The sequence below is a fragment of the Sporosarcina sp. FSL K6-6792 genome, from assembly GCF_038004885.1.
In the GTDB taxonomy this organism is placed as follows: domain Bacteria; phylum Bacillota; class Bacilli; order Bacillales_A; family Planococcaceae; genus Sporosarcina; species Sporosarcina psychrophila.
On sequence record NZ_JBBOSA010000001.1, the window covers coordinates 727,324 to 739,508 of the forward strand.

Sequence of the window (12,185 nt, forward strand, 5' to 3'; positions counted from 1 at the left end):
TAATTATTCCAATCTGAACTGCCCGACAAGTTTCTCCAGATCTTGTGCCATATGACTCATTTCAGTAGAACGTGTTGCAACTTCTTCAATTGAAGCTGATGTCTGCTCTGTTGCAGCCGAGATATTGTTAGACATATCTTCAATTGAATGAATCGATTGCGTCAAGTCATTGATGAGTACTACTACACGATTTGAACTTTCTGCTTCAGCTGTCGTTAATTCTGAAATTAAGTTAATTTCCTTAACAGTTTCAGAGACGGCAATTGAAATGTTACTTAAGGAAGTTGCAGTCAAACGAACCGTTTCTGTTCCCGATTCAATAAGTTTTGTGCTCTCTGATGTAGAAGTAACAACTCGACCGATACTTTCAGTAATATCTTGCACTAGCTTTTCTACTTCAAGTACTTCTTTATTGGACTGTTCTGCAAGTTTTCTTACTTCCTCCGCAACGACCGCAAATCCTTTGCCATGTTCACCAGCACGTGCAGCTTCTATCGATGCATTAAGCGCAAGCAAATTCGTTTGGGCAGCAATGCCTGCAATTGAACTGGTGATATTTTGAATTTTAGTTGTAGATTCAATTAGATTTTGAATCGTACCACCTGCTTCATTTGAGGAGACTCTGATTTTCTCCATATCATTACTAATGTCATTTACGCTATGCTGACCTTCTTCTGCAATTTTCATTGTCCGCTCAGAGTTCCCCGCACTTAGTTCAGCTTTTTCTTTTGAATCCTGAAGATCATTCGCCAGAGAAGACAAGATTTTGGATGCATGTTCTGCATTGATTGTCCCGTCGGAGATAGAAGCTGCGGTTTCACTCATATTGTGTGCGACCTGTTGAATCGCCATCTGCATTTCATTTAATGAAGCAGCTGTGTCAAGTGAGTTTTGCGTTAATTGAACAGCTGTTGTTTTGACTGTCCCAATCGTATTGCGCAAGTTCGCTGTCATCATGTTTAATGTTCGTCCTAAATCGCCAACTTCATCTTTACTTGTTACAACTGTATCTTCAATGCCGAGATTTCCATTCGCAATTTCTTTCGCATGTGCGATTAAAGCTGAAATCGACTTTGTTTTACGTCTGATTAGCATAATTGTAATGATCGATGCGATGATCATTGGAATAAGGCTGATTAAAATACCATTCCGAACAACATCCCATGTTCTTCCAGCAACGATTGAACCATCAAAATCGATAACGCTGATTGCGATGATTTCTCCATTTGGATCGTGATTTTCAAATATCGGTGCATAACCAGATAGACGTTTTAGACCTGCAAATTCATAGAGCTCTGTGTAAGTTGAATGCTTCGTATCCAAGAGCATTGCAAGCGCTTTTTCATCAACCGGAACCGAATCACCTGGTTCGAATCCTTTTGCACTTAAATGGTCATCAAGTGCTAGAATTTTCCCATCTAAATCAATGATGTATTGAGTCTCGAAAATAGCTTTATGATTGAGTGTCCAGTTAAGCTGTTGACCAACCTCATCCATCGTTTCACGGTCACCTTTAAGCATTTTTTCCACGTCTTCCGGCCGGATCAAACCTGTTGTAATACTCGCGCATCCATACGCTTCAACACCTGCGGCATCATATAATTTATCGTAAGCTGTTTTATATGTTGCGATGGACGTAATCGCTAACATTGCAACCATGATACCGACAATAATCGTTCCCAATTGTACCGTTAGTGTATTTTTCATTGTTTTTCCCCCTACTATTCTACTAGTCTATAATACTCTATTAATCAACAAAAACAAAGTCCGTAAGACATAGATTATTCGTCCGTTTCATGCCTAATTAGACAAATTTCTGTTATTTTTGATGTTATCTTCTGTATTGCCTACGGATAAATAATATAATTAGATATGTTGAATTAAAGAATCCCATTGAATCTGTCGTGGCACTCAATAATAAGAGAGGTGTAATTCGGGGTGTGGATTGTAGAACGCTTGGCGCTTTGGGGATGCCTCCCGCCATAAGCCATATGAGATATTCTTTAACCTATCTGGAATAACCTCTTGGCATTAACTGTATAATTATAGTCAAGAAAGACCTAATCCAGGTTGCAGATTTCACCACTGATAATGAAATGCTCTTTCTCACATAGACCATCCAGCGAAGGCACGGCTACCACGAAGCGTCGAAGCGGTATTGGCAGGAATTCTAATTTGCTCTAAGTAGTGGGACTTTTTCAGTGACCTCCTAAAAGCCTTTATTAAGCGCATACGCCGTATTCATTTGTTCAACATATAAAGATATGGTGAAATAAAGAATTCCATTGAGTCCGCTACGCCTTAAATAGATTCATTTAATTAATCTACTTCAATGGAGTATAATAAATAATACGTACTTTTAATGAGCAGTTAACTAGTATATTTTTCTCGAAATAATGAAATGGGGTGCTGAAATGGAAGTCCTCAACTACTTAGCTAGGTTTTGCGGCACACAGAACAAAGAGATATCCCTCTTTGATTTAACCGAGTTACAACGATTGCATGTCCAACATATCCCTTTTGAAAATTTGGATGTAATTCGCAGGGTACCAATTTATCTTAACTTACAACATATTTATGATAAAATCGTCCGTCGTAAACGTGGCGGTTATTGCTACGAGTTGAACGGGCTTTTCAGTTGGCTACTAACCGAATTGGGGTACGATGCACATTTAGTTGCAGCTACAGTTCTAAGGCCAAGCGGGGAGTGGGCAAAAGCAGATACTCATGCAGCTATTATTGTCCAACTTGATCAACCCTATCTTATAGACGTAGGTTTTGGTGACTCCACTTCTTTACCGATTCCACTAAACGGGGAGGAACAAACTGATATAAGCGATACATATAGGGTTATTCAACAGCTAGATCATTCATTTTATCTGGAACGAATCAGTGACTCTGAGATAAAAACGTTATATCGATTCGATTTAACCTCAAAAGCACTCGTCGATTTTCATGAGGGTTGTGTATTTAATCAAGTTGCAAAAGAATCATCTTTTACACACTCAGATATCGTCACCCGCGCCACTACTACCGGTCGAATTACATTATCAGATCAGACAGTAACTATAACCGAAAATAATATTAAAACTAAAACAATACTTTCAATAGAAGAGAAAGTACACTTCTTAGAAGATATTTTTGACATTCGTCTATAAAAAATGACAAAAAAGCTAACCGGAATGGCTCGTAGCATTGATTCCGGTTAGCTTTTTTCTAGTTGCCCCTATTCTTTTTATAATAATCCTGACCTTGCATTTTTACGAAACCGACTGATTCATATAGGCCGAGTGCACGATTATTTTTCGCTTCTACTTCAAGCCAGATTTGATTGCCAGCATCGTGCTCACTTTTCACGATATTGCGGAGTACCTTCCTACCGTACCCTCTCCCCTGGAACTCGGGTAAAATGGCGAATCCGTAAATCCATGCTTCACCATCCATGCGATTGATCCGGACCTTACCAATCGTTCTATTATCTGCCTCAATCATCAAAAACTGCTCGTCCTGTCTTTCTTTTATGCGCTCCAGATGAGAACGCGCATCTTCTTCATCCATTCCGAATGCAAGGACATCGAGCTTCACTTCAAGGTTCGCATCACTTTTTTTCGCCACACGAATCAGAACCTCGTCGCTCGCTTCAATCGGCTGTTCTGACCAACGCATCTGATATTCAGAAAACGCATAGGAATAGGGCTGACTTGCTAACCACCCCTTAGCGGTATTGGACAAAGACGGGGTGTTCAATAAAATTGTTTGAAAACCATATTGTTCGATTGGTGCTAGTGCTTGTTGCCATAGTTCGGTAAAATGCCCTTTCCTTCTATTCCTCGGATTAACCATTCCACATACTTCAACGGTAGAGCCAAAACCAAATAAAGCTAAATAAGCGACAAGTTCTCCATCCTCTTCATGAAAAAAATCCATTTGACGTCCTTCTCGTTCCCTGAGCATCTCCCAATTTAACTTCAGTTGAATACCATCCGTTTTTTCACATTCTTTTTGAAGCTGTTTAATCGCAATTAATTGACTTTCTTTTAACATATATAATCCTCCAATTCAAAAGCTTCTTGCTTTTGATATGTAAATGCCTAATTCAATAGTAACACGTATTGCAAGTTCTACCCTTCACATATTTCCCCCGACATCATCGATATCCAAGTAAGCGCTAGCCGTTTCTCTTACCACCTCATGATAATAGCTAAAGAGATCCGGGAATTCGTGCAACTCATTTTTTCCAATGTCACTAATCATATATATTCCTCGTTGAATTTTATCAAACCAACCATAATAGTTTTTATTTAAAATTGTTAACGTTTTTTCCCCGGTCCCCATCTTCCGTAACGATTTTGGAGATAAAGGTCCCGATTCCAAAAGGCAACAAGCTATATGAATGCAGTTTTCTTTATAGGCTGTCATTATCTTAGTCTGGCAACTTCCGCCAATATTATAGTCTCCAAGTCTACCTTCCATTTCAGTCAACATCGCATTTCTTTTTTTCTTACTACGTTGCATACTTTTCTTCCGATCAAAAGACGCGGGATGAAACACTATTTCTACCTGTGCATCATCTTCCAAGAATGAGACAAGGATGAGGCCTAACTCTAGTCTTCTCACCAAATGACAACTATCTTTCCACTTTTTCGAACGAAAGTTGAGTTTAGGTCTAGGAATTGCGACATAGACTTCATTAGTCAGCCGCTGTCTTTTTGTCGCTTGGATTAAAAGATCAATTGATAGCGATAATTTCAATTCAATGAGTACCAGCTCTTGATCTCTTACAGCCGCAACGTCACACTCATTTACTTCACCATGGACATCATAACCTTGTTGTGTGAAATATTCTTTTACTGGTTTATATAAATCAACTTCATATCGTTTGGTTTCTTTGCTTTGCATGTCAATCTCACCTCATTATGATGGTATACATAATTGAACGAAACTACCACCCCAAAATCCCCCTTAATGATGGTACACTAGTAATGCGCGAAAAAATAAAAAGTTATTTGGAGACGTATCATGAGAAAAGGATGGGGAAAATCATGTCTACTCAGACAATCTTTGAACTACTACATACGATTGAACAAGTAACACATAAAATGCATGTAAAGTGGCGGCAACAAGTAGATTACGATCTTGGTGTATCGCATATTGTTGCCTTGCACGAATTACAGATGAATGGGGAAAGCCGACCTTCCGAGCTTGCCCGCCTATTAAACTTTACACCTGCATCTCTCACGCATCTTTCCACTAAACTATCGAACAAAGAACTAATCACGCGTCGACAGGACGATACTGACCGCCGTATCATCTATTGGAAAATTACGCAAAAAGGCGAAGATTTACTGAATCAAGCACAAAAAGACGGTCAACATCTTCGCATGAAGGTCTTTTCACATTTAACAGAAACAGAGCAGCAATCGTTACTTTCCATTTACACAAAGTTAAATAAGTCGTTAATATGAAAAAAGAGCATCTTCTCAATGAGATGCTCTTTTTTCTGTTCAATTAGTTAGTTTACCTAAGTTTGGTAATTCCACCATCGACCATTAGTGTTTGTCCTGTAATATAATCAGAATCGGCACCTGCCAAGAATACAGCAGCCCGACCGATATCATTTTCTAGGTCACCAAGTCGTTTTAACGGAATCTTAGACACCATTGTTTCGAAAGCTTCAGGTTGTGCTTTCGCCCATTGCTGAATCCCAGGAGAATCCGCAAGTGGTGCAATTAAGTTCACATTGATTCCGAATGGACCAAATTCATTTGCAGTAACACGCGTAATCGCCCGGATTGCTTCTTTTGCTGCAGCGTATGTAGCTTGGTTAGCGTCTCCGTTTATACCTGCTCCAGAAGCGAAGTTAATGATTTTACCTTTCGTCTCCTTTAAATAAGGCAATGCAGCCTGCATTAGATAGAACGTTGGATAAAATCCTGTGTTGAACGATAAGTCTAGATCTGCTTGCGTAATCTCTTCAAATGGCTTATTTGTCGATGCGTGTGCATTGTTTACTAAAATATCCAACTTACCGAATTTCTCCACGGTTTGCTTCACTATTTCCGGCAATTTATCATGCTCGGCTAAATTCGCTTGGATGAAAATCGATTCCGGTTGATAAACTTGCAATTCCTTAATTGCCTGTTCCCCTAATTCCCCGTTTAAATCGACGATGACAACTTTAGCACCTTCTTTTACGAATGCAGTCGCCATCCCTTTACCAATACCTCCGGCTCCGCCAGTAATAATTGCAACTTTGTCTTGAAGTTTCATAATTAATCAAACCCTCTCTTAAATCGTCTATTGTTAACTTTTCTATATGGATTATATTGAATTCTTACGATTTCGCTTGTGACATTAACTGATGAAAGTCAGCAATACTTGGGTTACTTAAATAGTGACCACCTTCAACTTGAATCGTTTGGCCAGTAATAAACTTGGATTCATCAGAAGCTAAAAATAAGACGGTATTTCCAATATCGTCAGCTTCCCCGTGGTATGGTAATGCGTTATATTTCTCAAAAATATCAAGTACTTCTTGTGACATATTTTGTTTTGCAGCAGGTGTTAAAATCAAACCAGGAGCAACTCCATTACAACGTATATTGTCTTTTCCATATTGCGTTGCGATATATTTCGTCAAGTTTACAACTGCAGCCTTCGATGCACCATAAGCTGAACGGACAGAATCCCCCGCAAAGGCAGCCATGGATGCAGTATTAATAATAGAACCTCCGCCTGCTTTTTGCATATGTGGAATTGCATATCGGCTTCCTAGTAAAACACTTTTTGCATTCACATTCATTAAACGATCCCACTCATCTAAATCAATATTCACGACATCCAAATCTTTTTGCAAATTTGTCGTCCCTACATTGTTATAGAGGATTGTAATGGTACCAAACTGTTCAACCGTGAAATCAATCGCATCTTTAATTGATTGTTCACTCCCAGCATCCAAAAATACAGCAACGGCTTCTCCACCGTCGTTTAAGATATTTTGGGCAACTTGTTTCGCACCTTCCAGATTAAAGTCTGCAACGACTACTTTTGCACCTTCTTTTGCAAGAAGTGTAGCAGTAGACAACCCGATACCTGATGCCCCACCTGTTACTAATGCAACTTTATCCTGTACTCTTCCCATAAATTTACCCCTCTCAATTTCCAATTTAGATAGTACCACTCAATATACTTTAACATTAAATCATATTGAGAGGAAGCTTTAACTTCGTAAGCCTATAGATCCAAATGTGCTACTATGAAAATAGTAGAATTGGGGGTATGTTATGTATCTTTTCATCGTAAATCCATTGTCGGGAAATGGCCAAGCTTGCTCATTATGGGATGAAATCGAGAAGAAATTGAAGCAAAAAAATAGAGAATACAGTGTGATTGTCAGTGATTCAGAAGTTACAGCACGCAAATTCATCACAACTTACCTTCAGTCAACTACCATTCATGCTGTGACAGTTATCGGTGGAGATGGCACAATGAGTTCTGTCATACAAGACATTGCTGAAACCGGTATTCCACTCGCTATTCTACCTGCTGGTTCAGGAAATGACACTGCTCGGATGTTCCGCCTAACTACTCACCCCGATCAGTTTATCAAAGGACTATTAGAGCATCGGACTGTTGCCATTGATTTATTAAACATAAATGACCGTTTTGGCATTACTGTCGCTGGAATCGGGCTTGATGCAAGGATTGGTCAACGTGTAAATCACTCATTTTACAAACCGATATTAAATAAGCTTGGCTTAAGTTCATTCACTTATACCATTGCTGCGATAATTGAGTTACTCTCATTTAAGCCGTTTAAAAGTACAGTCACAATCGATGATATGACCTATACATACGCTATTACCTGGCTCACTGCTTGTGGAAATACTTCCTCCTATGGCGGCGGATTAGTCGTTTGTCCCGGAGCCTCTCCAACAGATAGTATGTTAAATATTACAATGCTTCATGATGTAGGACGGATGAATATCTTAATGCGCCTATTTCCTGCTTTGCTTCGGGGTCAACCGATTCTCAGGAAAGGCGTTACATACAGAACGGGAAAAGAAATCACAATTGAAATAGACAGGCCAATTCTCGCAATCATCGATGGAGAAGTTATAATGTCCACCCCACTCCATGTTGCAATTCATGAAAAAGCATTGAATCTTATTCTAACTAGATAAGACAGATTGCCATTTTTCCTTTTTTAATTAACTCATAATTACAAACATTGATGTGTTTATTCTCCTTCTGTCATGTTAGTATAGAAAAATGATCTATTTATATGGAGGGTGCTGAGATTACTATGAATCTAACAAAGACGGAACCAACTGGAATTCAAGTCGAGGATATACTGATTGCCAATCAATTACTAAAAGATGTAGTCGCACATACTCCTCTACAAAAGAATGAACGACTATCAGAAAAATACGACTGTCGAGTCTATGTAAAAAGGGAAGATTTACAACATGTTCGTTCCTTTAAATTACGGGGTGCCTATTATAAAATCAAAACCATAGAAGCAGCTGCACTTGAAAAAGGTGTCGTCTGTGCCAGCGCAGGTAATCATGCGCAAGGAGTCGCTTTTGCTTGTGCGCATCTAGGTATTGACGCAAAAATATTCATGCCACAGACAACTCCGAAGCAAAAAATTAACCAAGTGAAAATGTTTGGACGGAATTATGTAGAAATCATTTTAGTGGGCGATACATTTGATGATTCATCCGCTTCAGCGGTCGAATGTGCGACTGCTGAAGACAGAATTTTCATCCACCCATTTGACGATTACGATGTCATTGCCGGACAAGGAACAGTCGCGGTTGAAATCATGAATGATATAGAGGAACCTGTTGATTTTGTCTTTGCCAGTATTGGGGGCGGCGGCCTTATGTCTGGTTTGAGTACTTATATTAAAAACCTATCACCACGTACACGTATGATTGGTGTAGAGCCTGAAGGTGCTGCTAGTATGAAAGCAGCATTAAAGAATAATGAAGTGACAACCTTGGATACAATCGATAAATTCGTTGATGGGGCAGCCGTACAAAGTGCCGGCCAACACACATTTGAAATTTGCCGTAAGTACCTGGAAGACATTGTACTAGTTCCAGAAGGTAAAGTGTGTACGTCTATCTTGGAATTATATAACCAACATGCAATTATCGTAGAACCAGCAGGCGCGTTATCTATCGCCGCATTGGATTTTTATAAAGATGAGATTAGGGGGAAGTCTGTCGTATGTGTCATAAGTGGCGGGAATAATGATATTGGTCGAATGCAGGAAATTAAAGATAAATCATTGATTTATGAAGGACTTCTTTATTATTTCATTATTAACTTTCCTCAGCGTTCTGGTGCGTTACGCCAATTCTTAGATGAAGTACTTGGACCTGACGACGATATCACTACATTTGAATATACAAAGAAAAACAACAAAGAAAGCGGCCCTGGACTTGTAGGCATTGAAGTAAAGAGGAAGTCAGACTACGAAGGACTTATTCAGCGAATGCATGATTGCGGTTTCTCTTTTAAAGAGGTTAACAATGATAGCACATTATTTGAGTTACTTATCTAACTTGCTTTTTGATAAATAAAATCTAGCTTATGGCGATGATGTCATAAGCAAGATTTTTTCATTGTGCCACGGAGGAAACCCTTGTCACCTCCCTGTTTCTTTTACAATCCACTTGCTTTAAATGTATCACCACCCTCAATGGTGCCGTTTTCAAATCCTTTAGTAAACCAGCGCTTCCTTTGTTCAGAAGTTCCGTGAGTAAAGCTGTCGGGAACAATATACCCCTGGGCTTGTTCCTGAATGCGGTCATCGCCTACAGCACTCGCTGCTGTGATGGCTTCATCAAGATCACCTTCTTCAAGAAAGTTCATGTCCTTTTGATGCCTTGCCCATACGCCAGCAAAATAATCTGCCTGTAATTCAAGGCGTACCGAATATTTATTAAACTCTTCTGTGCTCAGTTTTGGGCGAAGAGCATTCACTTGTTCATTGATGCCTAAAAGGGTTTGAACATGATGTCCTACCTCATGTGCCACAACATAGGCCATCGCAAAATCCCCAGGAGCTTGGAACTTGTCTTGAAGTTCTTGATAAAAACTTAAATCAATATAAAGTTTGTGGTCGCCTGGACAATAAAATGGTCCAACGGATGCTCCTGCTGCTCCACATGCAGATTGAACGCTATCTGTATATAACACGAGGATTGGTTCCTCGTATTCCAACCCTTGTTCGCGGAACAATTTTGTCCAGACAACTTCTGTATCTGCAAGAACTACTGAAACAAATTCCGCAAGCTCCTTTTCTTCAGCCGTTTCTTCATATGGAACCGAGGGACCCGAATCCGCACCTTGTAAGTCATTCAAAACTTCACTTGGACTGCCTCCAAGAAAAGTAATAATAAGTATAAGAATTAAGCCGCCAATACCGCCCCCGGCTAATGCTATACCGCCTTTTCCCTTGCCTCTTCGATCTTCAACATTCGAACTTCCTTTTCTGCCTTTATACTCCACATAATTTCCTCCCGACATCTGATTTTTGCATTGAATACTCAAATTGTACATATGTATTTCTTGCTATACCCAAAATGTCCAGAAAGTAATTATTACAAAAAAATACATGACAATAAAAAAACATCGAGGTAAATATATCCCGATGTTCAAATTCATATTATTATTTAATTGTTGAATTAGTTATAGCAGTTGCAATACGATCTAGGATAGGAATCGTACTGGATTTGTGATCCTGCGTTAGGACACTGAAAATGAGCGTTTCTCCATCTTTTGTTTGTGCATATCCTGCCAATGCACTGACATTTGTCAAGCTCCCCGTTTTCGCAATGACATTACCTTTAGCAGTTCCCGTTTTCATACGATTCCTAAGCGTACCTCCGATGAATCGGTCCGGTGCCCCAGCAACAGGTAATCCTTGCGCAAACGACCCGTACCAGGGTGCCGTTCGCACTTGATACAATAACTCAGTCAGTTGTGCAGATGTCACTTTATTCGCATGGGACATACCGGATGCATCTTCAAACAACCATTCGTTCACATCTAAACCGACTGACTCAGCATAGTCACGCATCACCCGTAAACCTGCATTCCAGCTGCCATCCCCATACTTCATTTTCCCCATTGCCTTCGCCAATACTTCAGCATGTGAGTTATTACTTAATTTCATAAAAGGTCTCATCAAGCTCTTTAATGGCATGGAATTTTTAGTTACGAGAATTTTGGATTCTTCTAGCGTTTTTCCGCGTAATACTTTAGATGAGGGATCAAAATTTATCCCTTTAGCTAGTAATGATTTTTTAAAAATATCAAGCGCATAGGCAGTTGGGTTGGACACAGTGATCCACTCTTTCCTGCCAGCGGAACCAATCGGGACATTTCCAGTAATCATAATGTTATTCGTCCCGTATTGACGTTCAATTTTCAAAGTGTTTTTAGTCCCCTTAGGAACTGTCTTAGAACGATTGACCACTCGAACAACGCCAGTTTCCGGGGTTAGCATTACTTTTGCTGCTTTCCCGCGTGCAGCTGGCTTTGCGTCTACAATGACCGTTCCAGCATCGTAATCCGTATTCGGAGATACAGTCAATGCTGAAATCTGAGCTGCATAGTAATAAGATTCATCATTTTTATCAATACCTGGTGATAAACGAATCGTATCGAACCAAGTGTCATCCCCTACCAGATTACCTGAAATCCGTTTGACTCCAAGTGTAGCCAATTTCGAAGCAAAATCATCAAAGTCTTTTTTCAACAACGTAGGATCGCCTGTCCCGCGAAGGTATAGATTTCCGTCTAGTATTCCATTTGTTACTTTGCCATTTGTTAATACATCTGTAGTGAAACGATAATCTTCACCAAGTGTCTCAAGTGCTGCCGCTGCTGTGAGTATTTTCAGCGTGGAGGCGGGTGTAATCCCTTTATCACCCTGTTTTTGGTAGATGATTTCCCCAGTTGAAGCTTTGCGCACGGTTACGCTGCTAGAAGCGGCACGCATTCTACTATCTGCCATAATCGTATTAATGGTGTTTTCCAAACCCTCATACGAAACAGCTGCAGACACGGTTGAATGTTCTGGAACCGTTGTAAATAGCATTCCAACGAACAATAATACAGATAGTAACGATAGTGCTATTCTTTTTTGAATCAAACCTGTACCCCCT

The 12,185-nt window shown here is 39.8% G+C and carries 11 protein-coding genes; 4 read left to right on the forward strand and 7 right to left on the reverse strand.

Features of this window, described 5'->3' with window-relative positions; all coding sequences use genetic code 11:
- Positions 1-3: 3 nt before the first annotated feature.
- Positions 4-1,707, reverse strand: coding sequence for a methyl-accepting chemotaxis protein (locus MKZ26_RS03670; RefSeq protein ID WP_340764487.1), 1,704 nt, complete (start codon positions 1,705-1,707; stop codon positions 4-6).
- A 707-nt stretch (positions 1,708-2,414) separates the two neighbouring features.
- On the opposite strand from MKZ26_RS03670, the gene MKZ26_RS03675 reads away from it, so the two are divergent.
- Complete coding sequence (locus tag MKZ26_RS03675; RefSeq protein WP_340764489.1) at positions 2,415-3,158, forward strand: arylamine N-acetyltransferase family protein; 744 nt, start codon at positions 2,415-2,417, stop codon at positions 3,156-3,158.
- A 58-nt stretch (positions 3,159-3,216) separates the two neighbouring features.
- Here MKZ26_RS03675 and MKZ26_RS03680 read toward each other — a convergent pair whose 3' ends face one another.
- Entirely contained in the window at positions 3,217-4,044 is an 828-nt protein-coding gene (locus tag MKZ26_RS03680) for a GNAT family N-acetyltransferase (protein WP_067209007.1), read from the reverse strand.
- A gap of 84 nt (positions 4,045-4,128) precedes the next feature.
- The gene (locus MKZ26_RS03685) at positions 4,129-4,899 is read right to left on the reverse strand and encodes a DUF2161 domain-containing phosphodiesterase (RefSeq protein ID WP_340764491.1); all 771 of its coding nucleotides are present in this window, start codon (positions 4,897-4,899) and stop codon (positions 4,129-4,131) included.
- 143 nt (positions 4,900-5,042) lie between these two features.
- On the opposite strand from MKZ26_RS03685, the gene MKZ26_RS03690 reads away from it, so the two are divergent.
- Entirely contained in the window at positions 5,043-5,465 is a 423-nt protein-coding gene (locus MKZ26_RS03690; protein WP_067209002.1) for a MarR family winged helix-turn-helix transcriptional regulator, read from the forward strand.
- Positions 5,466-5,517: 52 nt separating this feature from the next.
- Here the strand turns inward: MKZ26_RS03690 and MKZ26_RS03695 are convergent, their stop codons facing one another.
- Positions 5,518-6,273, reverse strand: coding sequence for an SDR family NAD(P)-dependent oxidoreductase (locus MKZ26_RS03695; RefSeq protein ID WP_082786558.1), 756 nt, complete (start codon positions 6,271-6,273; stop codon positions 5,518-5,520).
- A 61-nt stretch (positions 6,274-6,334) separates the two neighbouring features.
- Positions 6,335-7,141: an SDR family NAD(P)-dependent oxidoreductase gene (locus MKZ26_RS03700; RefSeq protein WP_067208996.1), complete on the reverse strand. Its 807-nt coding sequence runs from the start codon at positions 7,139-7,141 to the stop codon at positions 6,335-6,337.
- A 142-nt stretch (positions 7,142-7,283) separates the two neighbouring features.
- On the opposite strand from MKZ26_RS03700, the gene MKZ26_RS03705 reads away from it, so the two are divergent.
- Positions 7,284-8,183 carry a diacylglycerol/lipid kinase family protein gene (locus tag MKZ26_RS03705; protein WP_340764492.1) on the forward strand — a complete coding sequence of 300 codons (900 nt, stop codon included), beginning with the start codon at positions 7,284-7,286 and terminating at the stop codon, positions 8,181-8,183.
- Positions 8,184-8,305: 122 nt separating this feature from the next.
- Entirely contained in the window at positions 8,306-9,574 is a 1,269-nt protein-coding gene (gene ilvA / locus MKZ26_RS03710) for a threonine ammonia-lyase IlvA (protein ID WP_340764493.1), read from the forward strand.
- Between the two features lie 101 nt (positions 9,575-9,675).
- On the opposite strand, the gene ypfJ is transcribed toward ilvA, so the two are convergent.
- Both ypfJ and dacB read right to left on the reverse strand, forming a co-directional pair.
- The gene (ypfJ, locus tag MKZ26_RS03715) at positions 9,676-10,524 is read right to left on the reverse strand and encodes a KPN_02809 family neutral zinc metallopeptidase (RefSeq protein WP_338652439.1); all 849 of its coding nucleotides are present in this window, start codon (positions 10,522-10,524) and stop codon (positions 9,676-9,678) included.
- 160 nt (positions 10,525-10,684) lie between these two features.
- Positions 10,685-12,172 (reverse strand): D-alanyl-D-alanine carboxypeptidase/D-alanyl-D-alanine endopeptidase, encoded by a 1,488-nt coding sequence (gene dacB, locus MKZ26_RS03720; protein WP_340764495.1) that lies wholly within the window; start codon positions 12,170-12,172, stop codon positions 10,685-10,687.
- Positions 12,173-12,185 lie beyond the last annotated feature (13 nt).

Excerpts from the sequence above, each read along its gene's own strand:
- MKZ26_RS03670 (WP_340764487.1), bottom strand. The coding sequence starts at position 1,707 with ATGAAAAATACACTAACGGTACAATTGGGAACGATTATTGTCGGTATC.
- MKZ26_RS03675 (WP_340764489.1), top strand. The coding sequence starts at position 2,415 with ATGGAAGTCCTCAACTACTTAGCTAGGTTTTGCGGCACACAGAACAAA.
- MKZ26_RS03680 (WP_067209007.1), bottom strand. The coding sequence starts at position 4,044 with ATGTTAAAAGAAAGTCAATTAATTGCGATTAAACAGCTTCAAAAAGAA.
- MKZ26_RS03685 (WP_340764491.1), bottom strand. The coding sequence starts at position 4,899 with ATGCAAAGCAAAGAAACCAAACGATATGAAGTTGATTTATATAAACCA.
- MKZ26_RS03690 (WP_067209002.1), top strand. The coding sequence starts at position 5,043 with ATGTCTACTCAGACAATCTTTGAACTACTACATACGATTGAACAAGTA.
- MKZ26_RS03700 (WP_067208996.1), bottom strand. The coding sequence starts at position 7,141 with ATGGGAAGAGTACAGGATAAAGTTGCATTAGTAACAGGTGGGGCATCA.
- MKZ26_RS03705 (WP_340764492.1), top strand. The coding sequence starts at position 7,284 with ATGTATCTTTTCATCGTAAATCCATTGTCGGGAAATGGCCAAGCTTGC.
- ilvA (WP_340764493.1), top strand. The coding sequence starts at position 8,306 with ATGAATCTAACAAAGACGGAACCAACTGGAATTCAAGTCGAGGATATA.